The following is a 26,329-nucleotide window of genomic DNA, read 5'->3' on the forward strand; positions in this document are numbered from 1 at the left end:
TTCGCGGCCCGGGTGGTGGATACGCCCGGTCGATTCAACGGCCTAGTCTAGGCGGCTTTCCCCTGCTACGTCCGCAATCCGGTCAGCCACCGGCGCGTCCGATGCGGACTGCGGGTGGTACTTCGCCAGCTGGAACACGCCGAACATGGCGACGGCGCCGGTCAGCGCGAAGCCGACCATCGCCCACCAGGGCGCGCCGGCCGCCTCGTCGAGGACGACGATGCCGATGGTGACGGCGACCAGCGGGTCGATGACCGTGAGCCCGGCGATGACGAGGTCCGGTGGTCCTGACGAGTAGGCGTTCTGGACGAAGTAAGCGCCCAGAACTGCGGCCAGCAGCAGGGCGACGATGCAGGCGACCAGCAGCCAGTCCCACTCCTGGACGGAGATGCGCTCGATCGCGACCTTGGCCAGCGTGGCGACGAAACCGTAGAGCACGCCCGCGCCGACGATGTACATGATCGCCTTGAACCGGTGCCGGAGGAACGCGAACAGCACGCCGAACGCAACGAGGACGACGGCCAGGATGATGAGGATGATGATCAGCGCCTGCGTCGTCACCGGGAGGTCGCGGGCGAAGACCGCCGCCAGGAGCACGAACGCCCCGACGCCGCTGACGCAGAGGGTCACGGCGATAACCGATTGATGATTCAGTTTCACACCGCTGACGCGGGCGTTGAGGATGCTGGTGATGACCAGCCCGACCACGCCGAGCGGCTGGACGAGGATGATCGGCGACAGCTTGAGGCTGACCAGCTGGAAGACGATGGCCAGGCCGAGCAGCAGCGTCCCGATCACCCAGGACGGGCGTGCGAGCAGAAGTCCCAGCTGGCGCGGGTTCAGTCCGCTCTCCGCGTGGCCGACCGACGCCTCCACCTTCGTGACGCCGTGGTGCTGCAGCTGAGCGCCGACGGACAGGAAGCAGGCGCCGACGAGCGCGACGGGGATGCCCAGGAGCTGGCTGGGCTGATACGAGACGTCGAAAGCATCCATCAGTTCCGTACCCACCCCACGACCCTACCGGGAATGATCCGGATAGTCTTGCTGAATGGCCGTCCTCCCCATTCGGATCTCCGGTGACCCCGTGCTGCACTCCCCCGCACGCCCTGTCGAGGAGGTCGACGACGAACTGCGCGCACTGGTGGCGGACATGTTCGAGACCATGGACGAGGCGCCCGGGGTCGGACTGGCCGGGCCTCAGGTGGGCCTGCCGCTGCGGCTCTTCGTGTACGGCTGGATGGATGACGACGAGGTGCAGCACCGCGGCGTCGCGATCAACCCGACGCTGTGGCTGAGCCCGCTGACCGTTGACGAGCTCGACGAGGACAGCGAGTCGGAGGGCTGCCTGTCGTTCCCCGGTGAGCGGTTCCCGCTTCGCCGCGCCGAGCGGGTCATCCTGCAGGCGACCGGCCTCGACGGCGACGCGTACGAGGTGCACGCCGAGGGCTGGCTGGCGCGCATCTTCCAGCACGAGTACGACCACCTGGACGGCCTGCTCTACGTCGACCGCCTCACGCACCCGTACGGGAAGTCGGCCCTCAAGGCGCAGCGCAAGAACAGCTGGGGCGTCCCGGGCCTGAGCTGGCTGCCGGGCCGCGACCACCTGGAGGACTGAGCTGCGCGGCAGCGGCACTCTTCCGTCTGCGACGGAGCCGCTGCCCGACGAAATAGGCGCCCGGCCACAGGAGCGCATTGACGAGGATCACCTTCGGCGCGCTGTCGAGAAACACGAGAATGGCCGCGTACGCTGCACCGGTGAGCAGTCCGACGACCGCGTCCTGGACGAGCCCGTAAAGCGGCGTCGTCCTCTCAGGGCCTGAGGTCATAGGGCCTGTCCTTTCGTCGTTCATGATGAACCCGCGGACAAACTCCTCACCCCAACAACTCGGAAGGAATAGCTCCGCGACCGCGACGGCCGTTTGCACCGTCTGCTTATACAGACGGAGGAACTCCGCAAACGTGACGGAGATTCGTTCGGGGTATGCACGAACTCTGCTGCCCCACTGAGCGGGCGGCTCGGCTGGCGTCCTCGATTCCGACGCTGCCCGTCCATGTCTTCACTCAGTACACCCAGCGCGGAGTCCTTCCCGACGGTCACGGGGCGTGGCTCGGTATGGTCGTTGCCATCCTCGGCGCGCTCATCGCCGTTGCCGGGTTCGCCGTCGCGTCACGTAGGCGCCGCCCGGCCTGAACCGAGCGGAGGCCGCTCCGCGCGGCGCCTCAGCGGCGGAGGTCGACGCCGTGCACTCCGTTGTGGTGGCGCAGCGCGGGGAAGACGACCGAGAGGGTGAAGCCGACGCCCGGGATGGTCTGGGCATTGAGCGTGCCGCCGAAGAGGGCCGCGCGCTCGCGCATCTCGATGATGCCTGCCCCCTCGTAGTGGTCGGTCAGCGCGCGGACGTCGTCGGCGATCGTGTAGGCCGTGGCCTGGTCGACGCCGTCGCGGTCGAGACCGAGACGGCGGGCGGCGGCGCGGATGCCGTCGTCTTCGATGCTGACCTGGAGGCCGTCCGCCGTCCAGGAGAACGAGACGGACGCGTTCGTGCCAGGGCCACCGTGCTTGAGAGCGTTCTCCAGGCTGGTCTGCAGGATGCGGAACACGGCTAGCTCTGCGCCCTGCCGGAGCTCGAAGCGCTCGCCGTTCTCGGCGAAAGTGACGGCGAGCCCCGCATCCCGGAGCACCCGGAACAGGTCGCGGGCCGAGTGCAGGCTGGGTTGCGGGAGGGAGGCCTCCTGCGCCTCGCGAGCCACCGCCTGGAGTCGGCGCAGATCGGCCAGCGCATCGCGGGCAGCGGTCTCGAGCGCTCCGACCGAGCGGACTGCGGCGGCCGGGTCGGCGTCCGCGGCGTACCGGACCCCCTCGGCCTGGGACACCAGCCGGGACACCGACTGGATCGCGACGTCGCCGAGGTCGCCGATGATGCGGAACCGGCCGGCCTGCTCCGCCAGATCGAGCTCACGGTCGATGCGGTCCCACTCCGACTCCTGGCGGGTGTCGCGCAGCCGGATGCGGCGGGCGCGCTCCGCGAGCCAGAGGCCGAGGAAGACGAGCGCGGCGACGAGGGCGACCGCGGCGGCAGTTTCGACTGCGACGTGCATGGTCCGTCCTTTCTGCCGCACGCTCGCGCGGCCCGGTCGATCCTACCGGGGCGCGCGGGCTGGGACAGCGGCACGGCCGCCACTGTGGAGAGTGGCGGCCGCTGTCTATAACTTAGGCGCTGTCGCGATTCGAGCGCAGCACCTCCAGCCGGGCGCGGTACTCCTGCTCGTCGATGTCGCCGCTCGCGTAGCGCTGTGCGAGGGTCTGCTCCGCCGAGCGGGTGCCGGCGTGCGGACCCCAGCCGTTGTAGCCGCCGCGCGCGGCGGCCACGCGACGCCAGCGCCGCCCTGCGAACCCGAAGATGAGCACGAACACGAGGATCCAGAAGATCGGGATGAAGATCCACCACCAGCCGACGAAAGGGGGCCCGTAGCCGACGTAGCAGGGCGCTGCCGCGGCGGCGGTGGCCAAGGAGCTGAGCATGATGTGTCCAATCGGTGAGGAGTCCGCGCCTCTCGCGGACGACACAGCCAGCATCGCCCGGCGGACGCTCACGCGAATCCGCCGCCGGGAGCGTTCCTTCCTACTCCTTCGGGAGCAGCCCGCGCGAGGAACACCCCCTGTCGGAGCGCCGCGCACCGGACGTACGATTCGCGCATGGACCACGAGGACGGACGCCACGACGCCCGCAACGACGATTCCGGCGTCGACCCGGACGACCCGCTGACCGAGTACGAGAACGACGAGGCCGAAGACCGCGCGTCCCTGGAGCGCGAGGCCGGTCTGACCGCGTTCGGCGGCCCCACCTTCGGGCACCTGTTCGACCAGGCTCCGCCCGACGACGGCGGTTTCGACGCGGAGCACAACCCGTGAGCGGGCCGGACGCGCGCCGGGTACTCCCCCGGGAGTAGCCGCACAGTGGCTGCGAGACGCCCCTCGGCGGATGCCGGGGCACGGCCGCCTGATTAGCATGAGGGGATGCCCTGGAACACGCCCGCCGACAACGGCTCCGGCGCGCGCCCTGGGAGCATCGACAGCGCGGCGAACCCCTGGCAGCACGGGGTGAGTGGGGACACCGGCTCCTGGCCACGTCCTCCGTGGTCCGGGCGCGGCCGACCGCGCGGTTCCCGCTGGTTCGCCGTCATCGTGGCCGTCCTGTTCCAGGTCCCGGGAGTGCTCATCGCGGCTCGGGATGCGCACGCCGACCCGGTCGCCCTCGGCTTCACACTGCTCGCCTTCGCTGCGTCGTTCGTCCTGCTGGCGTCCCGGAGCCATCCCGGCGCCACCGTCGTGGTGGTTGCCGCCCTGTGCGCGCCGGCCATCGCGGTGACGGTCGGACCACCGTTCTCCGCCGTTCCGCTCGCCTTCGCCGTGGTGAGCGCGGTCGTCCGTGGCGCCCGGGCGTGGGCCTGGTGGACGCTCGCCGGCGTCGCGCTCGCGGGTCCCGCTGCCGCCTACCTCCTGCGCGGCGACCCCGCGGCCATGATCCGCCCGCTCATCGTCGCCCTCGTCATGTGCCTGCTGGTCGGCGTCGGTGAGGCGCTCCGCAACCGCCGTGAACGCTACCGGGAGGTCGCGCGGACGATCGCCGCGCGCCGGGAGTCGGCCGCCGAGGCCGAGCGGCTCCGTATCGCCCGCGAGCTGCACGACGTGCTGGCGCACTCGCTGTCGCAGATCAGCGTCCAGGCCGGCGTCGGCCTCCACCTCTTCGACACGCGGCCGGAGAAGGCACGGGAGAGTCTCGAGGCCATCAAGACGACCAGCGGCCAGGCGTTGGAGGAGGTCCGCGGAGTGCTTGGCTTCCTCCGCGGCCCGGAGGGGCACGCCGCACGCTCCCCGGAACCCGATCTGGCCCGCATCCCCGTCCTGGTCGAGACGTACCGCAAGGCCGGCCTCAACATCGTCTACGAGACCGACCTCGCCTCGACGCCGTCCGCCGCGACCCAGCTGGCGCTGTACCGCATCGTGCAGGAGTCACTGACGAACGTCGGTCGCCACGCTCAGGCCACGAGCGTCACCATCCGGCTGTCGGAGGGCGACGGCTGGTACGTGCTCAGCGTCCAGGACGACGGACGCGGGCTCCCCGCCGACGCCGTATCGCGGACCACAGGCAGGGGCATGCTCGGGATGCGCGAGCGCGCCGAGCTCCTCGGCGGGCGTTTCGAGGTGCGCACGCCCGACGGCGGCGGTCTGTCCGTCGAGGCGCACATCCCCGCGACCCCACCCTCCATGCCTACGCCCGTGCAGGAGGCGTCATGATCCGCGTGCTGCTGGCCGACGACCAGCACCTGGTCAGGGCGGGTTTCCGGGCGCTGCTGGAATCGGAGGACGATGTCGAGATCGTCGGCGAAGCGTCCACCGGCCGTGAAGCCGTCGAGATCGCGCGGCGCACGGGTCCCGACGTCGTGCTGATGGACATCCGGATGCCCGACGGCGACGGTCTCTGGGCCACCGGCGAGATCGTCGCGGACCCGGCGCTCGCCGGAACGCGCATCGTGATCGTGACGACGTTCGAACTCGACGAGTACGTCGCGCAGGCCATCGTCGCCGGCGCCAGCGGTTTCCTGGTCAAGGACACCGAGCCTGTCGAACTGATCCGCGCGGTCCGGGTCGTCGCCGCGGGCGACGCACTGCTCTCCCCCGGTGTGACACGCCGCCTGATCGAGCGCGTGTCGGGCGGCCTGCGCCCGGCGCCGGACACGGCGGCGCTGGAGCAGCTGACCGAGCGCGAGCGCGAAGTGCTCACCCTGGTGGCGCACGGCCTCACCAACTCCGAGATCGGTGAGCGGCTCTACCTCAGCCCGCTCACCGCCAAGACCCACGTCTCGCGCATCATGACCAAGCTGGACGCCCGCGACCGCGTCCACCTCGTCGTGCTCGCCTACGAGACCGGCCTGGTCCAGCCCGGCTGGCAGTAGCCCTCCGCGCGGCCCGCCCGCACATTTGGGGCAAATGTCTGCGAGCACGCCGCAACGACGAAACCCCCGGCCTTCCGTGGAAGGCCGGGGGTTTCAGTGCTCCCCGACTTGGACTCGAACCAAGAACCTGCCGGTTAACAGCCGGCTGCTCTGCCAATTGAGCTATCGAGGAATGCTTGATCAGCGAAGCTACTCTAGCAAGGTTCGCGGCTGCTCCGGAAATCGGGTCAGGATCCCGCGCGCGTCGAGTCTCAGTACCCTGCTTCCGGGTCGACGACCCCGACGAAACGCCCGTCGTCGAGGAAAGCGCGCACGTTGAGACGGATGCGCTCGGCGAGCAACGGGGCCGTCATTTCGGGTGTATCCGCCTGGTGCGGCGTGATGATGACGTTCGGCTCGTCCCACAGCGGGTGGCCGTCCGGCAGCGGCTCCGGGTCGGTCACATCGATGCCCGCGCCGGCGATCGTGCCGCTCCGCACGGCGTCGAGGAGAGCATCCGTGTCGACCAGGCCACCGCGCGCGATGTTCACCAGGTAGGCCGTCTCCTTCATGGCGGCGAACTCGGGGGCGCCGAACAGCCGGCGTGTCCCTCCGGTCAGCGCGGCCGCCACGACGACGAGGTCCGCCGACGGCAATACCTCTTCCAGGTGCGCCGCCGTCACCGTCCGGGATGCGCCAGGCACGGCCTCCTCCGAGCGGCGGACGATCGTGATGCGCGTGCCGAACGGCTCGAGCAGGCGCATCAGCTCGAGCGCGATGCCGCCCGCGCCGACGATGACGACGTCGAGCCCGTACAGGCTGCGTCCCTCCGGCTCGGTTGCCCACGACCGGGCGCGCAGCCGCGTGGGCAGCACGCGCAGCAGAGCCAGGCTCAGCACCAGCGCATGCTCGGCCACCGGCTGGGCGTAGGCGCCCTTGGCGCTCGTCCAGATCAGGCCCGGCCGGCTCTCGGACGACAGGATGTCGGCGAAGGCGTCCACACCGGCGAACGGCAGCTGGACCCAGCCGATGCCGGGATGCGCCTCCAGCACGGCCGGGAAGGATGCGGCGTCCTTGTTCGACAGCCAGACCACACCGCGGGTCCGCTCCGACAGGGGCTCGACGGTGCCGCCCGCTGCTTCGACGGCATCGACGAACTGCTGTCCCGCCTCCGGGAGCACCGCGATCGGGCCGGGCTCCGGGCGCTGGTCCGCGGCAACCACTGTCACCTCGTCCGCCATGACCGCGCGGTGCCGGGGTGCCGCCCCTTCCGCCGCCTGCTCAGAAGCCATGGTGTCTGCACTCATCCGTTGTCCTTCGTTTCGCGTCGGGTCGCCGCTCGTTGGGGTCGGCGTTCGGTGCGCTGCGCCGGCGGCTTCAGCGCCCGGGCGAGACCGGCGACGTAGGGATGCGTCGGGTTCGCGAGCACCTCCTCGATCGGACCGAAACCGACCGGCCGGCCGCCCTGCAGCACCAGGGACATGTCCGTGGCCCGTCGCAGCACGGCGAGGTCGTGGCTGACGACGACCGCCGAGAAGCCCTCATGCCCGCGCAACTGGGCGAGCAGGTCGATCACCGCGTCCCGGACGGTCGCATCGATCCCGGCCGTCGGCTCATCGGCGATCAGGATGCTCGGCCCGAGCACCAGCGCCCGCGCGAGGGCCACGCGCTGCCGTTGCCCGGAGCTGAGCTCGTAGGGGTACTTGTTGAGGACGCTCAGCGGCAGGTGGACGGTGTCCAGCATCGTCGCCGCCCGCTCCCCCGCCGCGCGCCGGGGGTAGTGCTCGTCGCGTTCGAAGATCGGCAGCGCCACGTTGTCCTGCACGGACAGCGTGGGCTCCAGAGTCGCCGCCGCCTCCTGGGGAAGGTAGCCGACGTGGTAGGTCACCTCGGCCAGGTCGCGCTTGCGCGCCTTCCGCAGCCGGTGACCGAGCACCGACGCTTCTCCGCCGCTGATCCGCGGACCGGCGTCGGATGCCCGTGCGGACAGCACCTGCCCGGCGAGCACCCTGGCCAGGGTGCTCTTGCCCGAGCCGGTCTCACCGAGCACCCCCAGCACCTCCCCGGGTTCCAGGCGGAAGCTCACCCCGCGCAGGGCCACGCACGACGTGCTGGGGCCCCGCGCGGGGTACTCGACGGACAGGTCGCTGACGACGATGGCGGGCTCGGAACTCACCCTTCGACCCTAAGCGCTCTCCCGCTGCAACCGCTGCAGTTCCCGCCGTCGGTCGGCCTGTTCGATCGGGTCGGGCACCGGGAGGGACGCCAGCAGTCGCTGCGTGTACGCCTCACGCGGGTTGCCGAGCACCTCGGCGCCCGTCCCCTCCTCGACGAGCTTCCCGCGGTGCAGCACCGCGATCCGGTCGGCCAGCAGGTCCACCACGGCCAGGTCGTGGCTGATGAACAGCGACGCGAATCCGAACTCCTTCTGCAGCTCGGCGAACAGCTCGAGCACTCGCGCCTGCACGGAGACGTCGAGGGCGGAGGTCGGCTCGTCGGCGATCAGCAGGCGCGGCTCCAGCGCGAGGGCGCGTGCGAGGCTGGCGCGCTGGCGCTGGCCCCCCGACAGCTCGTGCGGGAAGCGGTCGCCGTAGGCGCGCGGGAGCTGGACCGCCTCCAGCAACTCATCGACGCGTGCACGCGCCTCCGCCGGCGAGGACGCACGGCCGTGCACCACCAGCGGCTCCGCCACGCAGTCCGCGATGGAGAGCAGCGGGTTGAAGCTCGACGCCGGGTCCTGGAACACGAACCCGATATCGACGCGCACCTTGCGGAACTGTCGCTCGCGCACGCCGTTCATCTCCTGGCCGAGCACCTCGAGCGACCCGCCGGTCACCCGGTTGAGGCCGGCGATGGCCCGCCCGATGGTCGTCTTGCCGGAGCCTGACTCGCCCACCAGACCGAGCACCTCGCCCGGACGGATGTCGAACGACACCCCATCGACCGCGACGAAGCCGGGCCGACCCAGGCGACCCGGGTACTGGATGCGCAGGTCACGTGCCTGCACGACCGGCGCCTGCTCGGGGCGCTCGGCGCGCGCGATGGCGCGGTCCTGCGTGGCGACCGCGCCCTGGCCGATCTTCGGGACGGCCGCCAGGAGCTTCTGCGTGTACTCCGCCTGCGGCGAGGCGAACAGAGTCCGCACATCCGCCTGCTCGACCAGCTTGCCCTGATACATCACGGCGACGCGGTCGGCCAGGTCGGCGACAACACCCATGTTGTGGGTGATGAGCACGATGGCCGCACCGAACTCGTCGCGGCAGCGGCGCAGCAGGTCGAGGATCTCGGCCTGCACCGTCACATCCAGCGCTGTGGTCGGCTCGTCGGCGACGATCAGCCCAGGGTTCAGTACGAGCGCCATCGCGATGATGATGCGCTGTTTCTGGCCTCCCGAGAACTGGTGCGGGTAGTACTTCACCCGAAGCTCCGGTTCCGGGATGCCGACACGCCCCAGGATCTCGACGGCCTTCGCCGTCGCCTCCTTCTTCGACAGCTTCGCGTGGGCGCGCAGGCCCTCTGCAATCTGCCAACCGACCGTGTAGACCGGGTTGAGGGCTGTCGAGGGCTCCTGGAACACCATCGCGACGTCGGTGCCGCGGACCGAGCGCAGCTGGCGCTTGCTGAGGCTGACCACATCCGCTTCACTCGCCCCGTCGCGGCTGCGCAGGACGATCGCACCGGCGGCCGTCGCGGTCTCCGGGAGGAGTCCGAGGATGGTCTTCGCTGTCACCGTCTTGCCGGAGCCGGACTCGCCGACGATCGCCAGCACCTCGCCCGGCGAGACATGCAACGACACGTCGTCGACGGCCTTCACCACCCCGGCGTCGGTCGCGAAGGAGACCGACAGGTTCTTGATCTGAACGACATCGCTCATGGCTTGACCTCGATTCCGTGTTCGTCGAACGTCTCGCCGCTCTCCAGACCGTCCAGCCCGCCCAGGCCCGCGGTCAGCGTGCCACCGGGGACGACGGAGGTCTCGGCGACCTCACCGGATGCCACGGCGGCGCGCCTGCGGCCGCGCAGACGCGGGTCGGCCAGGTCGTTGAGGCTCTCGCCGACCAGCGTGATGCCCAGCACCGCGAGGACGATCGCGAGTCCCGGGTAGATCGAGGTCCACCAGATTCCGCTGGTGACGTCGTCCACGGCCTTGTTGAGGTCGTAGCCCCACTCGGCGGCGGCGGTCGGCTCGATGCCGAACCCGAGGAAGCCCAGGCCCGCGAGGGTCAGGATCGCCTCCGACGAGTTCAGGGTGAAGATCAGCGGGAGGGTGCGCGTCGAGTTGCGCAGCACGTGACGGGACATGATCCGCGCGTTGCTCGCACCGACCACCCTCGCCGACTCCACGTAGGCCTCGGCCTTGATCCGGACCACCTCGGAGCGGATCACCCGGAAGTACTGCGGGATGTACACGACCGTGATCGAGATCGCCGCGGCCAGGATTCCGCCCCACAGACTGGACTGCCCACCGCTGATCGCGATGGCCATCACGATGGCGAGCAGCAGCGACGGGAAGGCGTAGATCGCATCGCAGATCACCACGAGGGTGCGGTCGAGCCAGCCGCCGAAGTATCCCGAGACGAGGCCGAGGAACACACCGATGAAGATCGACAGGATGACCGCGACGATGATGACCAGGATGGCGGTCTGCGTCCCCCAGATGACCCGCGAGAAGACGTCGTAGCCACCGGACGTCGTGCCCCAGATGTGCGCGGAGCTGGGCGGCTGCGTGGTCCCGAACGGCTGGCCGTCGGCGCCCTTCAGCTGAGCGAACCCGTACGGCGCGATCAGCGGGGCGAAGATCGAGAGCAGGATGAAGACGGCGGTGAGCACGAGGCCCGCCACGAGCATCCCGCGCTGCAGCCCGACGCTCTGCCGGAGCTGGTGGACGACCGGCAGTCGGTCCGAAAGCCGGCGCTTGCGGGAGGTGAGGGTCGTGATCGACATCTCAGTACCTCACTCTCGGGTCGATGAGCGCCGCGATGACGTCGACGATGAAGTTGGTGAGCGTGACGATGACCGCGAGGAGGACGACCATGCCCTGCACGGCGACGAAGTCGCGCGCCTGCAGATAGTGCACGAGCTGGAAGCCCAGACCCTTCCACTCGAAGGTCGTCTCCGTCAGCACCGCACCACCGAGCAGGAGGGCGATCTGCAGACCGATCACGGTGATGATCGGGATGAGGGCGGGTCGGTAGGCGTGCTTGCGCAGGAGACGCGACTCGCGGACGCCGCGTGAGCGGGCCGCATCCACGTAGTCCGTCGACAGCGTGCCGATCACGTTCGTGCGCACCAGGCGGAGGAACACGCCCGCGGTGAGCAACCCGAGCGCTACCGCCGGCAGGATCGCGTGCGCCAGGACGTCGCCGACGACGGCGGGGTCACCCGTCTGGAACGCGTCGATCAGGTAGATGCCCGTCTTGCCGTCGAGCGTCTGCATCTCCAGTTCGGAGCTGGTGGAGGCGCGGCCGGAGACCGGAAGCCAGCCCAGCCAGATCGAGAACACCAGCTTGAGCACCAGGCCGACGAAGAACACGGGTGTCGCATAGCAGAGGATCGCGAAGATGCGGAGGCTCGCATCCTGCGCCTTGTCGCGGAAGTACGCGGCGACGAGGCCGAGCGGGATTCCGACGATGAAGGCGACGACCAGCGCGTAGAACGCCAGCTCGAGGGTCGCCGCGCCGTAGGTGAGGAGCACCTGCGTGACCGGCTGATGGTCCGTGAACGTCGTGCCGAAGTCTCCGCGGAGCAGCTGGCCCAGGTATTCGAAGTACTGCACGAGTACGGGCCGGTCGTAGCCGGCCTCGTGGACCCGTTGCGCCAGCTGTGCGGGCGGCAGCTTGCCGCCGAGCGCCGCGGTGATCGGGTCACCCGTCGACCGCATGAGGAAGAACACGACGGTGACGAGGATGAAGATGGTGGGGATGATGAGGAGGGCGCGGACGAGGAGGTAGCGGCCGAGGCCACCGCCCAATCGTCGCTTCGCCTTCGTCCGGTCTGGCCCGGGGGCGGTTCCCGCCGCCGGGGCGCTGACAGTCGCTGTCATGGAGGCCAATCCTGGGTGGTTCGTGGAGAGGGGGTGGCTCGCTTCCTCAGCGTGCCCACGACCGCGACCTGCGAGCCCTGCAGCAGCGGCAGGGTGCTCAGGTCGGCGCCGACCTTGGCCTGGATCTCCTGGATCAGCTTGGTGCGCTCGGCCTTGTCGGTCGTGCCCGCCTGCTTCGCGATGAGCGCCTGGACCTCGGCGTTGTCGTAGTGGTTCGCCAGGAAGTTGTCCTTGATGAAGAACGGCGACAGGTAGTTGTCGGCGTCGGAGTAGTCCGGGAACCAGCCCAGCTGGTAGGCCGGGTAGACGTCCGCGGTGCGGTCCTTCGAGTACTGGACCCACTCCGTCGACTGCAGGTTCACCTTGAACAGTCCGCCGTTCTCCAACTGCGACTTCACCTGGGCGTACTCGTCACCCGAGGACGGGCCGTAGTGGTCCGGGTTGTACTGCAGGTTGAGCGCGACGGGAGTCGTCACGCCCGCGGCCTGCAGAGCAGCCTTGGCCTTGTCGAGGCTCGGTCCGCCGTTGCCGTCGCCGTACAGGTCCTTCAGCACCGTGGTGGCGCCGGTCAGGCCATCCGGAACGAACGAATACAGCGGGGTGTAGGTGTCCTTGTAGACCTGCTTGGCGATCGCTGCGCGGTCGACCAGGTCGGCGGCCGCCTGACGCACCGCGAGAGCCTTCTTGGGGTCGGCGTCCGGGGTCTTGGGACCGTACGGCTGGGTGTTGAAGTTGAACGTGATGTAGCGGATCTCGCCACCCGGTCCCTTCACGACCTTGACGTTCTTGTTCGACTGCAAGTTCTGGATGTCGGTCGCCGACAGCTGACGGTAGGCGACGTCGATCGCGCTCTTCTGGATGTCGAGCTTGAGGTTGGACGCCTGCGCGTAGTACTTCACGTTGATCTTGGCGGTCGCCGGCTTTCCGAGGAGACCCTGGTAGCCGTCGAACGCCTTGTACGCGATCAGGTTGTTGAAGTCGTACGACGAGATGTCGTACTGACCGGCGAAGGCGTGGCCCTTGACGATGGTGTTGTCGGGGGTGACCTTGTCGGCCGAGAAGACCTGCTCGTCGACGATCGGGCCGGCGGGGCTCGAGAGCACCTGCGGGAACGTCTGGTCGTTCGGGACCTTGAGCTTGAACGCGACGGTGGTCTTGTCCGGGGTCGAGACGCTGTCGAGGTTGGCGAGCAGCGACGCCGGGCCGTTCGGGTCGTTGATCTTGATCTGGCGGTCGAACGTGAACTTGACGTCCGACGAGGTCAGGTCGTGGCCGTTCGCGAACTTCAGGCCCGGCTTCAGCTTCACCGTGTACTCGGTCGGCGACGTGAAGTCGGCGCTCACGGCGATGTCCGGCTTGACGTCCGGGCTGCCGTACGGGGTGTTCAGCAGGAACGGGTAGACCTGGTTCATCACGGCGAAGGAGCCGTTGTCGTACGAGCCGGCCGGGTCGATCGAGGTGATCTTGTCCGTCGTGCCGACCGTGAGCGCGCCGCCGCCGCCGGAACCGTTGTTGCTACCCGAGCAGCCGGCGAGCACCAGTGCCGCGGCCGCGAACGCGGCGGAGACGGCGAGTATGCGCCGGCCGCCGTTGTGTGCGGATGTCATATCCGAGTACCTCTTCCTGGTGTGGGATGCGCGTCGGCGCCGATGCAGACGTGCGCGATCGCCGTACGCGTGACAACTTTCCTAGCATGGAATGCTCACAGATCACGCATTGGGATGCGGATCCGGGCGTGATCTTTACACAGGCGCAACAAAAGAGCGCTCGTGAGGCCGTTTCACGAAGGATTCCGCAGGACGACCCCGTGGCGCTCCTTCCGCCCTACTCCCCGCGAAGCCGGCGCCGCTCGGACTCGATCGCCACCATGGCCAGCGAGATCTGACGACGCACTTCCGGGTCCTCCGTACGGCCCAGCCGGGACGTGAGCTCGGCCTTCTCGCGCAGCAGGTCGCGGTCGATCAGACCGTCGACGATCGAGCGCGCATACCGGCCGGGGTCGCCGCCCTGCGGCAGCGCCGACACCGCGAGGGCGTTCACCGTCGAGGAGTACGCCTGCGGCACCTCGGCGAGGACGCGATCCACCCACCCGGGCTGCTCCATCGTCGCCAGTTGGCTGGCGATGGCGTCGCGGACCACGGCGTGCGTCGGGTTGACGAACGGCACCTGGATCGCACGTGCTGCGCGGTCGGGGCCGACCTCGCCGGGAAGCTGCAGGAGGACCATGAGGCTCTCGCGCTCGGTCCGCTGGGTCGGGTCGGCAAGGTCTGCCTGCGAGAGGCGTGGCGGCTCGAGGGCGGCGCCGACCGCCGCGCCCGATGAACGGGTTCGCCCATCGCCCGGATCGCGCGAGTCGCCACCGCGCCTGTCGGCGCCCTCGGTGCGGGAGCCCGTGCTCCGCTGGGCCGCCCGGACGGCACGGATCGTGTCCTGCAGGTCCGCGCCGGAGAGCCGGGCCAGTTCGCGGGTGTAGCCGTTCTGGGAGGCGGGGTCGCGGATGGTCGCCACGATCGGAGCACCGGCGCGGAGGGCGGCCGTGCGACCCTCCACGGAGTCGAGGTCGAACCGCTCCACCACCTGGCGGATCATGAACTCGAACATCGGCTTGCGGGCGTCGATCATGCGTCGGACGGCGTCGTCGCCCTTCGAGAGCCGCAGGTCGCAGGGGTCGAGGCCGTCCGGGCCGACCGCCACATAGGTCTGCGCCGAGAAGCGCTGCTCCTCGCCGAACGCGCGGGTCGCGGCCTTCTGGCCCGCCGCATCCGGATCGAACGTGAAGATGACCGACCCCTGGCTCGAGTCGTCGCCCATCACCCGGCGGATCACCTTGATGTGGTCGACACCGAACGAGGTCCCGCAGGTGGCCACGGCGGTGGTGATCCCGGCCAGGTGGCACGCCATGACGTCGGTGTAGCCCTCGACGACGACGACCTGATCCTGACGCGAGATGTCGCGCTTGGCCAGGTCGAGGCCATAGAGCACCTGAGCCTTCTTGTACACAGGGGTCTCGGGGGTGTTGAGGTACTTCGGGCCCTTGTCGTCGTCGAGCAGCCGGCGCGCGCCGAAGCCGATCGTCTGGCCGGTGACGTCACGGATCGGCCAGACCAGCCTCCCCCGGAACCGGTCGTAGACACCGCGGTCGCCCTGCGAGACGAGCCCGGCGGTGGCCAGCTCCTCCTGGGTGAAGCCCTTGCCGCGCAGGTGCTTGGTCAGCTCGTCCCAGCTCTTCGGAGCGAAGCCGACCCCGAAGTGGGCGGCCGACGCGGAGTCGAACCCGCGCTCGCCGAGGAAGCGGCGGCCGGGCTCGGCGTCCGGAGCGGACAACCGGTCGCGGAAGAAGTCCTCCGCCGCGGAGTTCGCCGCGAGGAGTCGCGCCCGGTTGGAACCCTCCGACGGTCCCCCGCCGCCCTCCTCATAGTGGAGCTGGTAGCCGATGCGGGCGGCGAGCCGCTCGACCGCGTCGGTGAAGGTGACGTGGTCCATCTTGAGGAGGAACTCGTAAACGTCGCCACCCTCACCGCAGCCGAAGCAGTGGTAGCGGCCGACGCCGGGGCGAACGTAGAAGCTCGGGCTCTTCTCGTCGTGGAAAGGGCAGAGGCCCTTCAGAGCGCCGACGCCGCCGGTCTTCAGGCTGACGTAGTCGCCGATGATGTCGCCGATGTTGGTGCGAGCCTTGACCTCTTCGATGTCGCTCTGTCGAATCCGGCCGGCCATACTCTCGATTCTAGTGAGCCGGACCGACGCTCATCCCCGGTCCCAGCGGTCGTGCGGTCTCGTCATTCCCGGGGAGGGCGTCTGCGGCGGGTGTTCTGGGCGATCTCGATGATCGCGCAGAAGACCTCGATGCCCACGCGCAGCAGCAGAACGGAGAGCATGGCGCCGACCAGGGTGATCAGGACCCCGAACAGGAACACGAACGCACCGATCGGTGCGTGCGTCGAGATGGCGGACGTCAACGAGTTGGCGAAGCCGACCACGATCCCGAGGCCGATCAGCACCAGGCCGACGACGTAGACGGGACCGGCCAGCTTCCGCGTCACGTAGTTCGTGAAAGTGAAGTCGAACAGCGACGAGAAGAAGCGGGAGTCGTCGAGCCGATCGGCGAGATCGTTCACGGTGCGTCCGTAGGGCGCTTGTGCCTGGGCCTGGGCAGGGGTCGCCCGAGCTGGGGTCGCCTGGGCCGGGGTCGCCTGGGCCGGTCCCGCCTCGGGGGCAGACGGATCGGACGGCGTGGGAGGGACGGCCGCAGCCTCGCTTTCGATCGGCGCGGTCGCGGTAGCGGTCTCCGGAGCCGCCTGCATCACCTCCGTAGCGGCAATCTTGTCCGTCGGTTCCTGCTCCTTCGCGGCGGCTGGTGCGGACGCGTAGACCTCCGCTGCGGTCGGCAGGCGCTTCGTGGTGGCGATGTCGGACTCCTCCAACGGTTCGGCGGGCGAGGTCGACGTGTCGCTGCCGGCCGATGCGGATGCCCCCGCGAGAGGCCGACGAGCCCCGAGCGTGGCATCCATGATGTCCGGAGCTTCGCCCTCGGGAGCGATAGCCGCTGGCTTGGTGACGGTACGTCGGGTTCGGGTCGTAGCCGGCTTCTTGGCGGCAGGCTTCGCCGCCGCGGCCGGCTTCGCCGCCGCGGCCGGCTTGGCCGCCGTTGGTTGCGCCGCGGCGGGTTTCGCTGCCGCGGGCTTCGCCGCGGCAGGCGTGCGCGCGGGCGCACCGCCCGTTGCGGAGGCACCGGCCGCCTTGGACGTACCCGTTGCGCGGGACGCACGCGGCGCGCGGCGTGGGGTCTCCGGCGTTGCCGGGGTCGCCCCAGCCGACTCGCCCTCTGCTGGGCGGTCGCCGTCCGACGGCGGTAGTGGGGTGCTCATTGGTTTCCTCCCGAAGGCCTGATCTCCAGCATTCTGCACAGCGGCGCGGTATTCAACCCCGGTCCGTCAGTGTTGGACGAGTCGTTCGTACCAGCTGAGTGCGGACTGGTCGGTGAGGCTGGCCACCTGGTCCACCACCACACGCCGACGCTCGTGCTCCGATCCGGCGTCGCGCCAGTCTTCGGCGAAGCCGGGATCGAGCTCGGCCGGCCCGCGCTGGTGGAGCAGATCGGCCAGCGTCGTGAGGATCTGCCGCTGCTGGGCGTAGATCGGCTGACGGGTGTTCTTCGACATCACGAAGGTCGCGACGATGCCCTTCAGCACGGCGATCTCTGCACGGATGCTCAGGGGAACCACGACGTCGGCGCCGAACCGGATCAGATCCGTCCGTCCCGCGGACTCCCTCGTCGCATGTACGGCCGCGTGGGCGAACCGCCCGATCAGCTGGCTGGTGAGGTTCTTCAGTCGGGCCTGGGAACGGCGCGACCCGTCCCATCCGTCGAGCCAGATGTCCATGCTGTCGAGGCGGTCGAACGCCTGGATGAGCTCCTCATGGCTCACCTCGCCGCCCACCCACTCGTGCATCGACTCGACGAGGTCTTCGTGGTCGACCCGGCTCCCCAACGCAGCGACGTCGATGTAGCCGTTGACCACTGCGTCTTCGAAGTCGTGCACCGAGTAGGCGATGTCGTCGGAGAGGTCCATCACCTGGGCCTCGATGCAGCGCTGGCGGTCGGGCGCGCCCGCGCGCATCCACTCGAACACCGCGTGGTCGTCGTCGTAGAAGCCGAACTTGGCCCGACCGCTCGGATCGGGCACCGAGGACGACGCCGGCCACGGGTACTTGCAGCTGGCGTCGAGGCTGGCGCGGGTGAGGTTCAGGCCGTAGGGCCGGCCGTCGCGCCCGAACACTTTGGGCTCCAGCCGGCTGAGCAGGCGGAGCGTCTGCGCGTTGCCCTCGAAGCCGCCGATGTCTTCCGCCCACGAGTTCAGCGCTCGCTCGCCGTTGTGGCCGAAGGGAGGGTGGCCGATGTCGTGCGCGAGGCAGGCGGTGTCGACGATGTCCGGGTCGAGTCCCAGGCTGTTCGCCAGCTCACGACCGACCTGGGCGACCTCGAGGGAATGCGTCAGGCGGTTGCGGGCGAAGTCCAGCCCCGCGGTCGGGCTGAGCACCTGCGTCTTGGCCGCCAGCCGACGGAGCGCGCTCGAGTGCAGCAGCCGCGCGCGGTCACGGGCGAAGTCGCTTCGGCGGTTGGAGTGGTGCTCCGGCAGCCAGCGCTCACGATCGTGCTCGGTGTAGCCCGCCGCCGTCTCATCGTGGGAGGCGTGACGCGGCCCCCCGACCTCGTTCTGCGTGCCGGCCGCGACGTCATCCACCACTGTTGTGCACCTCCGCCTCGGCGACTTCGGCGCGCTGGACGCCGTCCAGCTCCCGACTGAGCAGCCAGCCGTCCGGCAGCGCCGGGCGCTTCGGGGACCCGGCGCGGCCGCGCTGGCCCTCCGCCGCCTCGCCCGGATACTCCTGGTCCCAATCGAGAGTGGCCAGCAGGTCGTCGAGGTGCTGGAGGGTGTCGACGGTCGCCAGGCTGGCCCGCAGGTCGCCGCCGACGGGGTAGCCCTTGAAGTACCACGCCACGTGCTTGCGGATATCGCGGCAGCCGCGCTCCTCACTGTCGAAGAACTCGACCAGCAGCTCGGCGTGGCGACGGAACGTCTGCGCCACCTGGCCCAGCGTGGGGTGCGCCTGAGCGGCCTCCGCCTCGGCTTCGCTGATCTCGCCTGCGCGTGCGCGGAAGGCCGCCGCCAGGTCGCCGAACAGCCACGGCCGGCCGAGGCAGCCGCGACCTACGACGACCCCGTCGCAGCCGGTCTCCTCCACCATCCGGATCGCGTCGGCCGCGGACCAGATGTCGCCGTTGCCGAGCACCGGCGTCGACGTGATCGTCTCTTTGAGCGTGGCGATGGCTGACCAGTCGGCGTGGCCCGAGTAGAACTCGGCGGCGGTGCGGGCGTGCAGTGCCATCGACGCGACACCGGCGCTCTCGGCGATGCGCCCTGCCTCGAGATAGGTCAGGTGGTCGCTGTCGATGCCCTTGCGCATCTTGATGGTGAGGGGGATGTCGCCCGCCGCCTTCACTGCGCCTTCGACGATCTCGCGGAACAGCCCCAGCTTCCACGGGAGTGCCGCACCGCCGCCCTTGCGTGTCACCTTGGGCACGGGACAGCCGAAGTTGAGGTCGATGTGGTCGGCCCGGTCCTCCGCGACCAGCATGGTCACCGCCTCCCGGACGGTGACCGGGTCGACGCCGTACAACTGGATGGACCGCGGCGTCTCGGACTCGTGATGCGTGATCAACCGGAGCGACTCCGGGGTGCGCTCGACGAGGGCCCGCGAGGTGATCATCTCGCTCACGTAGAGGCCCGCGCCGAACTCTCGGCACAGCCGCCGGAACGCGGTGTTGGTGATCCCGGCCATCGGCGCGAGGACCACGGGCACGTCGAGCGCCAGCGGACCGATGGTCAGCTGGGGGGCGTGGCTTATCGTTGCAGTGGTAGACATCTCACTCGATTCTCCCAGAAAGCGTGCTGAGCTATGGCCGAGAGCCCGGAATCTGTCGACTTCTCCCCCACCGGTGGAGAACTGCGTGCAGGTCGCGAGCGGGTGACGGCGGATGCGGAGGCGCGCGGGGTCGACATCCGCATCATCGAGCGCCCCGCGGCCCGCAGCCTCCACGAGGCCGCCTCGCTGCTCGGGATCCAGCCCTCCGACATCGTCAAGACGCTGGTCGTCAAGCGCAGCGACGACACCTTCGTCTTCGCCCTCGTGCCCGGCGGACGCAAGATCGCCTGGCCGAAGCTGCGCTCCGTGCTCGGGGTGAACAAGCTGCAACTGCCGGACGCATCGGTCGCTCTGGCCGCGACGGGATACGAGCGCGGTACCATCACGCCCTTCGGAAGCACGACCGCCTGGCCGGTCGTGGCGGACGCGACCATCGCGGGCCGAACCGTCTCGATGGGCGCAGGCGAGCACGGGTACTCGCTCTTCGTCGACGCGGACGCCCTCGTCGCCGCCTTCAGCGCCACCGTCGCCGACATCACCGACCCCGAGTAGCCATCTAGTTGACGCGACGCGCCGCGCGCGTCACTGCTGACGCGGCGTGTTGCGTCAGCCACATCTTTGGGTTGTGGATAACGGGAGCGGGGATTTCTGCGACGTGGCAGCCTATCGCGATGCAGCAGCTCGAACTCGGCACGAACTTCACCACGCGGCACGCGCAGCAGGAGGGCGTGTCTCGCTCGCGGCTCCGACGCACCGACCTTGCGTCCCCGCACCACGGCGTGCGCACCACCCAAGCTGTTGACAGCATCGTGGCGCAGTGTCGGGCGTTCCTACCTGCAATGTCGCCCGCGATGGTGTTCAGCCACACCACGGCGGCTCGCCTTCACGGGCTCCCGCTACCGACCTCCGTGCGGGACGATGTCCGGCTGCATGTCAGCTCCCGGGCGCCGGAGCGTGCCCCGCGCCACCGAGGCGTTCGTGGCCACCAAATGCGGTTCGGTGACACCGAAGTGATGGTCGTAGACGGCCTGCCGGTTGTCACCCCCGTTGAATCGTGGTGCCAACTCGCCTCGATGGTCGATGAGACGGCGCTTGTCGTCTACGGGGATGCCCTGGTGCGTCGAAAATCCCCGCCTGCCACGATGTCAGCGCTCGCGGCCGCCATCGAATCGAGCCCGAACAGACCAGGAGTGCCCCGGCTCCGGAGGGCGCTTCTGCAGGTCCGAGCCCGCACGGACTCGCCCATGGAGACCATCCTTCGTCTCGCCATTCTCCGTGCTGGGTTGCCCGAACCGCGGGTGAACTACAAGATCGCGAACCGCACAGGCGATGTCGTCGCGCACGGTGATCTCGTCTTTCCAGCCGCCCGCGTCGTCGTCGAATACGACGGCGACCAGCACAGGACCGACGCTCGTCAGTACTACCTGGACGTCGATCGCCTGTGGAGGATCCACTCCCTCGATTGGAACGTGGTGCGCATCAACCGCACCCACCTCGCAGGCGGAGCCGCCGAAGCCGTCCGCCGGATCCGGCTGGCACTCACCCTGTAGTTGACGCGACACGCCGTCGCCCCGTCCGGTGAGACGGCGTGTCGCGTCAACTACATCACGGGAGGGCGCAGGTGTCGCCTTCGCAGACGGCGGCGGGGGCGCCGAGGGGGATGAGGGACGGGCGGGGTGCGGCGACCGGCGGCGTGGGCGCCGGCGGCGGCGGCGCGTCGGCGATCACGCGGGCACCGCGGCGCGCTCGGTCCAGACCTGCTCCAGGACCTCGGCGAACGTCTGCGCGTCCTGCGCACCGGAGACGCCGTAGCGGCCGTCGATGACGAAGAAGGGGACGCCGTTGATTCCGAACTCGGCGGCTGTCTGCTGGTCGGTTCGGACGTCGGAGAGGTACTGCGACGATTCGAGCGCGGCGAGGGCCTCTTCGCGGTCGAGTCCCACCTCGGCGGCGAGGTCGGACAGGTCCTCCGCGCGGCCGACGTGGCGGCCCTCCACGAAGTAGGCGCGGAACAGGCGCTCCGCCAGCTCCAGCTGCGTGCCGTGCGCCTTCGCGTAGTGCAGCAGTTCGTGCGCCTTGACCGTGTTGGTGTGCTTGAGGTTGGCGAAGTCGTAGTCGAGCCCGACCGAGGATGCGATCCCGGTGACACGCTCCAGCATCTGCTCCACCTGACCGGCGGGCATGCCCTTGTGCCCGGCCAGGAAGTCGACCTCGCTGCCCTCGAAGTCGACCGGGGTGTCCGGGGACAGTTCGAACGAGTGGTACTCGACCTCGACGCCACGGCCGTCGCCCGCCTCGGCGAAGAGGCCACTGCCCGCCTCGAACTTGCGCTTCCCGATGTAGCACCACGGGCAGGCGATGTCGGACCAGATGTCGATCTTGATGGGTTCGCTCACGTCAAGTGCAACTCTGCGCAACTGCAGTTATTCCGTGAGGGTTTCCGCGGTCGGCGCATCCACCGCTCCCCCGAACCGCCGGTTGCGCCGCAGGTACAGGTCCACCGCGTCCCACAGGTCCGTCCGGCTGAAATCGGGCCACAGCGTGTCCAGGAACACCATCTCGGCGTAGGCGCTCTGCCAGAGCAGGAAGTTGCTGGTCCGCTGCTCCCCCGAGCTGCGCACGAACAAGTCGACGTCGGGCATGTCCGGGAGGTAGAGGTGGCGCTGGATGGTCTTCTCGCTCACCGCGGACGGCCGCAGCCGGCCAGCGGCAACGTCATCCGCAATGGAGCGGACCGCATCCGCGATCTCGGTGCGGCCGCCGTAGTTGACGCACATCGTCAGGGTCAGAACGTCGTTTCCGGCCGTCAGCTGCTCGGCGTACTGCAGCTCCTTGATGACCGACGACCAGAGGCGCGGCTTCCGGCCGGCCCAGCGGACGCGGACGCCCCACTCGTTGAGCTGGTCGCGTCGGCGGTGCAGCACCTCCCGGTTGAAGCCCATCAGGAAGCGCACCTCGTCGGGCGACCGCTTCCAGTTCTCGGTCGAGAACGCGTACACACTCAGGTGCTTGACGCCGGCCTGGATGGCCCCGGCCACCACATCCAGCAGCGCGGCCTCTCCTGCCCGATGACCCTCTATGCGGGTGAGGCCCTGCCGGTTGGCCCAGCGGCCGTTGCCGTCCATGACGATGGCCACGTGCGACGGGACGCTGGCCGCCGGGAACGCGGGCGGGTGCACCCCTGTCCAGTCCAGCGGGCGGTACTCGACCGCATCCTTGTGGGTGTAGGGCTTCGGACTCATCCGCTCGCCTTCTGATCGGTCGGGTCGGGGCTCGCCACCCGGTCGTGCTGCACGTGCTGCAACGAGCGCAACCCGCGCTCGAGGTGCCACTGGGTGTAGGCGGCGACCACGCCGTTCGCGCGGTTGCGAGTCCCCTCAGGCGCGGCTTCGGCCGCCTCCCAGTCGCCGCTCAGCAGCGCCCCGAGGAGAGCGATCGTGTCGGCGTCGACCTTCGGGGCCCCCTGCGGCGCGCAGTTCGCGCACACCACTCCGCCGAGCTGCACCACGACGGACGTGTGCGGGCCGGGTGCGCCACAGCGCGAACAGTCCTGGAAGCTGGGCGCCCATCCCGCCAGCGAGAGCGCGCGTAGTAGGTAGGAGTCGAGTGTCAGCCCCGGCCCGTGCTCGCGACGCGACAGCGACCGGAGCGCACCGACCAGCAGGAGGTACTGCTGCAGGGAGGCCTCCGCATCCGTCAGCCGGTCGGCCGTCTCGACCATCGCGTTGGCGGCGGTGTAGCTGGCGTAGTCGTCGGCGATCAGTGCGCCGTAGGCCCCGATCGTTTCGGCCTGCGTGACGATGTCCAGGCTGCGGCCCTCGTACAGCTGCACGTCCGCGACCATGAACGGCTCCAGCCGCGACCCGAAACGCGAAGCGGTCCGCCGCACCCCCTTGGCCACCGCGCGGATCTTGCCATGCTGCCGGCTGAGCATGGTGACGATGCGGTCGGCTTCGCCCAGCTTGTGGGTGCGGAGCACGACGGCCTCATCACGGTAGGTTGGCACACTCCAGTATCGCGCCTGCGGCTGACAACCCGGGGCACGCTCCACCGCGCATGGTACACATGGGAGGTGAGCACCACCGCCCTGCACCTCGGCGCCCTGCACTTCGGCGCACTGAACATCGGCGCACTGGCGATCCCGCTCTGGGGCGACCTTCTCGCCGTCGGCGTCGGCAGCCTGCAGGGTGCGATGTTCGCTTCCGGTTTCCGCGACCGCCGGCTCGATCTCCTCGGCGTCGCCATCATCGGCGTCGCCACCGGCGTGGGTGGCGGCCTGCTGCGCGACATCCTGCTCAACGTGACGCCGGTGGCGCTGCAGTCGAACTGGTACCTGCCGAGCACCATCGTCGCGGCCCTGCTCGGGATGCTGCTGATCCGGCTGTTCCGCCGGCTCGACGCGATCATCACCTTCCTCGACGCCCTGACCATCGGTCTGTTCGGGGCCATCGGTGCGACGAAGGCGCTGGCGCTGGGGCTCCCGGAGGTGCCTGCGGTGTTCGTGGGAGTGGTCTCGGCGGTCGGCGGCGGGATCCTGCGCGATCTCCTGCTGAATCTCCCGATTGCGGTCATGCACGTCGGGTCCCTCTACGCGGTCGCCGCGGGCGCCGGAACCATCGTGCTCGTCGTGATGGTGGATGTGGGGGTGCCGCTCATCCCGGCCGCGATCGTCTGCGTCGTGGTCACGCTGGCGATCCGGCTGCTCGCCGTGCGCTTCGGCTGGAGTCTGCCGGAGCAACGGGAGCTCGGCCGGCTCCCCCGGATGCGCTGGCCGCGCCTGCGGCCACCGACACGGAGCCCGGAACGCACCGCCGAGCGCACCGACACGGGCACCATCCCTCGGTACCGCATCGACAAAGGCGAGTAAGCCGGAGGAGTTCGGCCAAACGGCGCCGGATGCGATGAACGGAGGTGGTCACGACCCGTAGGGGACGCGACCACCTCCGTTCGCGTACGGCGGTACGGAACCGGTCAGGCGGAGACCAGCTCCTCGGCCGGCTGGGCGGTGCGGACCGCGCGGTTGACCGCCGAGACGACCGCCTTGAACGAGGCCGTCGTCGTGTCCGCGTCGATGCCGACGCCCCAGCGACGCTGGCCGTCGACATCCAACTCGATGTACGCGGCGGCGAGGGCGGACTCGCTGGCCGACAGCGTGTGCTGCGAGTAGTCGTACAGGTGAGCGTCGACGCCGTGCTGGTGCAGGATGTCGAACAGCGCAGCGATCGGACCGTTGCCTTCGCCGGTGGCCTTCGAGACGGTGTCCCCATCGCGCAGGGTCACGGTGAGGACGACGTGCTCGCCCGTTTCGTTCGCCGTCGTCGTGCTGCCCAGCTCGAACCGGCCCCACTTGGCGTCCGGGTCGGTCGTGGGAGCGGGCAGGTACTCGTCCTGGAAGACCTCCCAGATCTGCTCGCTGGTGACCTCGCCGCCCTCGGCGTCGGTCTTGGCCTGCACGACGCCGGAGAACTCGATCTGCAGCTTGCGCGGCAGGTCGAGCGAGTGGTCGCTCTTCAGCAGGTACGCGACGCCTCCCTTGCCGGACTGCGAGTTGACGCGGATGACCGCCTCGTAGCTGCGGCCCAGGTCCTTCGGGTCGATCGGCAGGTACGGGACCGCCCAGACCAGGTCGTCGACCGACACACCCTCGCGTTCGGCGCGCGCCGCCATCGACTCGAAGCCCTTCTTGATGGCGTCCTGGTGGGAGCCGCTGAACGCGGTGAACACCAGGTCGCCGCCCCACGGGCTGCGCTCTCCGACGGGCAGCTGGTTGCAGTGCTCGACGGTGCGCTTGATCTGGTCGATGTCGCTGAAGTCGATCTGCGGGTCGATGCCCTGCGTGAACAGGTTGACGCCCAGGGTGACCAGGTCGACGTTGCCGGTGCGCTCGCCGTTGCCGAACAGGCAGCCCTCGATGCGGTCGGCGCCGGCCATGTAGCCCAGCTCGGCGGCCGCGACGGCGGTACCGCGGTCGTTGTGCGGGTGCAGCGACAGGATGACGTTCTCGCGGTGGTTCAGGTGGCGTGACATCCACTCGATCGAGTCGGCGTAGACGTTCGGCGTCGCCATCTCGACCGTGGCCGGCAGGTTGATGATCACCTTGCGCTCGGCCGTCGGCTCGAACACCTCCAGCACCTGGTTGCAGATGTCGGCGGCGAACTCCAGTTCGGTGCCGGTGTAGCTCTCGGGCGAGTACTCGTAGTAAATGGTGGTGCCCGGGACCAGCTCCTCGTACTTCCGGCACAGGCGCGCACCGCTCAGCGCGATGTCGACGATGCCCTGCTGGTCGGTGCGGAACACCACCTCCCGCTGCAGGATGCTGGTCGAGTTGTACAGGTGCACGATCGCCTGCTTGGCGCCCACCAGCGACTCGTACGTGCGCTTGATCAGGTGTTCGCGCGCCTGGGTGAGGACCTGGATGGTGACGTCGTCCGGGATGGCGCCCTCTTCGATGAGGCTGCGGACGAAGTCGAAGTCGGTCTGGCTCGCCGACGGGAAACCGACCTCGATCTCCTTGTAGCCCATCCGCACCAGCAGGTCGAACATGATGCGCTTGCGCTCGGGGCTCATCGGGTCGATGAGGGCCTGGTTTCCGTCACGCAGGTCGACGGCGCACCAGCGCGGCGCCTCCGTGATGCGAGTGGATGGCCAGGTGCGGTCCGGCAGGTCGACGCGGATCTGCTCGTGGAACGGTCGGTATTTGTGGATCGGCATGGCGCTCGGCGCCTGTGCGTTCTTCATTGTGTTCTCGAATCCTCTGCTCGTGTGCTGTGGAGAGCCGACGACGAACTCCGCGACGAGTGAGGCCCGAAACTAGGACTCGTCGCGGCAGCTAAGGAGGAGCAGACCGTACACAGACAACAGGCTACCACGCGCGGTGGAGCCCAGGGCAGCGCGGAGCGATGCCGCGACCCCAGCGCCGAGGGA

General features: G+C 69.4%; 24 protein-coding genes and 1 tRNA gene. 7 read left to right on the forward strand and 18 right to left on the reverse strand.

What is annotated here, in order from left to right:
* Positions 1-42: 42 nt before the first annotated feature.
* A complete protein-coding gene (locus tag AB4079_RS10625) occupies positions 43-1,008 on the reverse strand; it encodes a multidrug DMT transporter permease (protein ID WP_441787262.1) in 966 nt (321 codons plus the stop codon).
* Positions 1,009-1,048: 40 nt separating this feature from the next.
* On the opposite strand from AB4079_RS10625, the gene def reads away from it, so the two are divergent.
* Positions 1,049-1,615, forward strand: coding sequence for a peptide deformylase (gene def / locus AB4079_RS10630; protein ID WP_441787263.1), 567 nt, complete (start codon positions 1,049-1,051; stop codon positions 1,613-1,615).
* 605 nt (positions 1,616-2,220) lie between these two features.
* On the opposite strand, the gene AB4079_RS10635 is transcribed toward def, so the two are convergent.
* Together AB4079_RS10635 and AB4079_RS10640 are read right to left on the reverse strand one after the other, a co-directional pair.
* The gene (locus tag AB4079_RS10635; RefSeq protein ID WP_441787264.1) at positions 2,221-3,099 is read right to left on the reverse strand and encodes a sensor histidine kinase; all 879 of its coding nucleotides are present in this window, start codon (positions 3,097-3,099) and stop codon (positions 2,221-2,223) included.
* Between the two features lie 112 nt (positions 3,100-3,211).
* Positions 3,212-3,523, reverse strand: a complete 312-nt coding sequence (locus AB4079_RS10640) for an SHOCT domain-containing protein (RefSeq protein ID WP_441787265.1) — start codon at positions 3,521-3,523, stop codon at positions 3,212-3,214.
* A 174-nt stretch (positions 3,524-3,697) separates the two neighbouring features.
* Here AB4079_RS10640 and AB4079_RS10645 point away from each other — a divergent pair, with 174 nt between their 5' ends.
* The 3 genes from AB4079_RS10645 (at position 3,698) to AB4079_RS10655 (ending at position 5,958) form a co-directional block, all read left to right on the forward strand.
* The gene (locus tag AB4079_RS10645) at positions 3,698-3,913 is read left to right on the forward strand and encodes a hypothetical protein (RefSeq protein ID WP_441787266.1); all 216 of its coding nucleotides are present in this window, start codon (positions 3,698-3,700) and stop codon (positions 3,911-3,913) included.
* Positions 3,914-4,018: 105 nt separating this feature from the next.
* Entirely contained in the window at positions 4,019-5,299 is a 1,281-nt protein-coding gene (locus AB4079_RS10650; protein ID WP_441787267.1) for a histidine kinase, read from the forward strand.
* Entirely contained in the window at positions 5,296-5,958 is a 663-nt protein-coding gene (locus tag AB4079_RS10655) for a response regulator (RefSeq protein ID WP_441787268.1), read from the forward strand. Before AB4079_RS10650 ends, AB4079_RS10655 begins: the two co-directional genes overlap by 4 nt.
* Positions 5,959-6,057: 99 nt before the next feature.
* Here AB4079_RS10655 and AB4079_RS10660 read toward each other — a convergent pair.
* From AB4079_RS10660 to dusB, 11 genes are all read right to left on the reverse strand, one after another.
* Positions 6,058-6,130 (reverse strand) — tRNA-Asn (locus AB4079_RS10660).
* A 79-nt stretch (positions 6,131-6,209) separates the two neighbouring features.
* On the reverse strand, positions 6,210-7,244 hold the full coding sequence (locus AB4079_RS10665; RefSeq protein WP_441787269.1) for a D-isomer specific 2-hydroxyacid dehydrogenase family protein: 1,035 nt from the start codon (positions 7,242-7,244) through the stop codon (positions 6,210-6,212).
* Positions 7,241-8,113 carry an ATP-binding cassette domain-containing protein gene (locus AB4079_RS10670; protein ID WP_441787270.1) on the reverse strand — a complete coding sequence of 291 codons (873 nt, stop codon included), beginning with the start codon at positions 8,111-8,113 and terminating at the stop codon, positions 7,241-7,243. The genes AB4079_RS10665 and AB4079_RS10670 overlap by 4 nt, the downstream gene beginning before the upstream one ends.
* Before the next feature lie 9 nt (positions 8,114-8,122).
* Entirely contained in the window at positions 8,123-9,811 is a 1,689-nt protein-coding gene (locus AB4079_RS10675) for an ABC transporter ATP-binding protein (RefSeq protein WP_441787271.1), read from the reverse strand.
* The gene (locus tag AB4079_RS10680) at positions 9,808-10,881 is read right to left on the reverse strand and encodes an ABC transporter permease (protein ID WP_441787272.1); all 1,074 of its coding nucleotides are present in this window, start codon (positions 10,879-10,881) and stop codon (positions 9,808-9,810) included. Before AB4079_RS10680 ends, AB4079_RS10675 begins: the two co-directional genes overlap by 4 nt.
* Position 10,882: 1 nt before the next feature.
* Entirely contained in the window at positions 10,883-11,980 is a 1,098-nt protein-coding gene (locus tag AB4079_RS10685; protein WP_441787273.1) for an ABC transporter permease, read from the reverse strand.
* Positions 11,977-13,587 (reverse strand): ABC transporter substrate-binding protein, encoded by a 1,611-nt coding sequence (locus AB4079_RS10690; protein WP_441787274.1) that lies wholly within the window; start codon positions 13,585-13,587, stop codon positions 11,977-11,979. The genes AB4079_RS10685 and AB4079_RS10690 overlap by 4 nt, the downstream gene beginning before the upstream one ends.
* Before the next feature lie 217 nt (positions 13,588-13,804).
* Positions 13,805-15,694, reverse strand: a complete 1,890-nt coding sequence (gene dnaG / locus AB4079_RS10695) for a DNA primase (protein ID WP_441787275.1) — start codon at positions 15,692-15,694, stop codon at positions 13,805-13,807.
* A gap of 62 nt (positions 15,695-15,756) precedes the next feature.
* Positions 15,757-16,845, reverse strand: a complete 1,089-nt coding sequence (locus AB4079_RS10700) for a DUF4282 domain-containing protein (RefSeq protein ID WP_441787276.1) — start codon at positions 16,843-16,845, stop codon at positions 15,757-15,759.
* Between the two features lie 66 nt (positions 16,846-16,911).
* Entirely contained in the window at positions 16,912-18,225 is a 1,314-nt protein-coding gene (locus AB4079_RS10705) for a deoxyguanosinetriphosphate triphosphohydrolase (protein ID WP_441787277.1), read from the reverse strand.
* Positions 18,215-19,405, reverse strand: a complete 1,191-nt coding sequence (dusB, locus tag AB4079_RS10710; RefSeq protein ID WP_441787278.1) for a tRNA dihydrouridine synthase DusB — start codon at positions 19,403-19,405, stop codon at positions 18,215-18,217. The genes AB4079_RS10705 and dusB overlap by 11 nt, the downstream gene beginning before the upstream one ends.
* Positions 19,406-19,438: 33 nt before the next feature.
* Here dusB and AB4079_RS10715 point away from each other — a divergent pair, with 33 nt between their 5' ends.
* Both AB4079_RS10715 and AB4079_RS10720 read left to right on the forward strand, forming a co-directional pair.
* Positions 19,439-19,957, forward strand: a complete 519-nt coding sequence (locus AB4079_RS10715) for an aminoacyl-tRNA deacylase (protein ID WP_441787279.1) — start codon at positions 19,439-19,441, stop codon at positions 19,955-19,957.
* Positions 19,958-19,965: 8 nt separating this feature from the next.
* A complete protein-coding gene (locus tag AB4079_RS10720; protein WP_441787280.1) occupies positions 19,966-20,955 on the forward strand; it encodes a hypothetical protein in 990 nt (329 codons plus the stop codon).
* Positions 20,956-21,129: 174 nt separating this feature from the next.
* On the opposite strand, the gene AB4079_RS10725 is transcribed toward AB4079_RS10720, so the two are convergent.
* Genes AB4079_RS10725 through recO form a run of 3 tightly spaced genes read right to left on the reverse strand, consistent with a single transcriptional unit; the run spans position 21,130 to position 23,411 of the window.
* Positions 21,130-21,801: a DsbA family oxidoreductase gene (locus AB4079_RS10725; protein ID WP_441787281.1), complete on the reverse strand. Its 672-nt coding sequence runs from the start codon at positions 21,799-21,801 to the stop codon at positions 21,130-21,132.
* Between the two features lie 27 nt (positions 21,802-21,828).
* Positions 21,829-22,647: an isoprenyl transferase gene (locus AB4079_RS10730; protein ID WP_441787282.1), complete on the reverse strand. Its 819-nt coding sequence runs from the start codon at positions 22,645-22,647 to the stop codon at positions 21,829-21,831.
* Positions 22,644-23,411 carry a DNA repair protein RecO gene (gene recO, locus AB4079_RS10735; RefSeq protein ID WP_441787283.1) on the reverse strand — a complete coding sequence of 256 codons (768 nt, stop codon included), beginning with the start codon at positions 23,409-23,411 and terminating at the stop codon, positions 22,644-22,646. The genes AB4079_RS10730 and recO overlap by 4 nt, the downstream gene beginning before the upstream one ends.
* A 111-nt stretch (positions 23,412-23,522) precedes the next feature.
* On the opposite strand from recO, the gene AB4079_RS10740 reads away from it, so the two are divergent.
* On the forward strand, positions 23,523-24,272 hold the full coding sequence (locus tag AB4079_RS10740; protein WP_441787551.1) for a trimeric intracellular cation channel family protein: 750 nt from the start codon (positions 23,523-23,525) through the stop codon (positions 24,270-24,272).
* Positions 24,273-24,376: 104 nt separating this feature from the next.
* Here AB4079_RS10740 and leuA read toward each other — a convergent pair whose 3' ends face one another.
* Positions 24,377-26,143, reverse strand: coding sequence for a 2-isopropylmalate synthase (leuA, locus tag AB4079_RS10745; RefSeq protein WP_441787284.1), 1,767 nt, complete (start codon positions 26,141-26,143; stop codon positions 24,377-24,379).
* Between the last annotated feature and the right edge of the window lie 186 nt (positions 26,144-26,329).

Origin of the sequence: Leifsonia sp. 2MCAF36 (assembly GCF_052115525.1) — a bacterium.
Lineage (GTDB): Bacteria > Actinomycetota > Actinomycetes > Actinomycetales > Microbacteriaceae > Leifsonia.

Bases quoted from the DNA above. Each gene is read 5' to 3' on its own strand.
- AB4079_RS10665 (WP_441787269.1), bottom strand. From the start codon at position 7,244: ATGAGTGCAGACACCATGGCTTCTGAGCAGGCGGCGGAAGGGGCGGCA.
- AB4079_RS10700 (WP_441787276.1), bottom strand. From the start codon at position 16,845: ATGAGCACCCCACTACCGCCGTCGGACGGCGACCGCCCAGCAGAGGGC.
- dnaG (WP_441787275.1), bottom strand. From the start codon at position 15,694: ATGGCCGGCCGGATTCGACAGAGCGACATCGAAGAGGTCAAGGCTCGC.
- AB4079_RS10650 (WP_441787267.1), top strand. From the start codon at position 4,019: ATGCCCTGGAACACGCCCGCCGACAACGGCTCCGGCGCGCGCCCTGGG.
- AB4079_RS10655 (WP_441787268.1), top strand. From the start codon at position 5,296: ATGATCCGCGTGCTGCTGGCCGACGACCAGCACCTGGTCAGGGCGGGT.
- dusB (WP_441787278.1), bottom strand. From the start codon at position 19,405: ATGTCTACCACTGCAACGATAAGCCACGCCCCCCAGCTGACCATCGGT.
- AB4079_RS10635 (WP_441787264.1), bottom strand. From the start codon at position 3,099: ATGCACGTCGCAGTCGAAACTGCCGCCGCGGTCGCCCTCGTCGCCGCG.
- AB4079_RS10685 (WP_441787273.1), bottom strand. From the start codon at position 11,980: ATGACAGCGACTGTCAGCGCCCCGGCGGCGGGAACCGCCCCCGGGCCA.
- def (WP_441787263.1), top strand. From the start codon at position 1,049: ATGGCCGTCCTCCCCATTCGGATCTCCGGTGACCCCGTGCTGCACTCC.
- AB4079_RS10645 (WP_441787266.1), top strand. From the start codon at position 3,698: ATGGACCACGAGGACGGACGCCACGACGCCCGCAACGACGATTCCGGC.
- leuA (WP_441787284.1), bottom strand. From the start codon at position 26,143: ATGAAGAACGCACAGGCGCCGAGCGCCATGCCGATCCACAAATACCGA.
- AB4079_RS10690 (WP_441787274.1), bottom strand. From the start codon at position 13,587: ATGACATCCGCACACAACGGCGGCCGGCGCATACTCGCCGTCTCCGCC.
- AB4079_RS10675 (WP_441787271.1), bottom strand. From the start codon at position 9,811: ATGAGCGATGTCGTTCAGATCAAGAACCTGTCGGTCTCCTTCGCGACC.
- AB4079_RS10730 (WP_441787282.1), bottom strand. From the start codon at position 22,647: ATGAGTCCGAAGCCCTACACCCACAAGGATGCGGTCGAGTACCGCCCG.
- AB4079_RS10640 (WP_441787265.1), bottom strand. From the start codon at position 3,523: ATGCTCAGCTCCTTGGCCACCGCCGCCGCGGCAGCGCCCTGCTACGTC.
- AB4079_RS10680 (WP_441787272.1), bottom strand. From the start codon at position 10,881: ATGTCGATCACGACCCTCACCTCCCGCAAGCGCCGGCTTTCGGACCGA.
- AB4079_RS10715 (WP_441787279.1), top strand. From the start codon at position 19,439: ATGGCCGAGAGCCCGGAATCTGTCGACTTCTCCCCCACCGGTGGAGAA.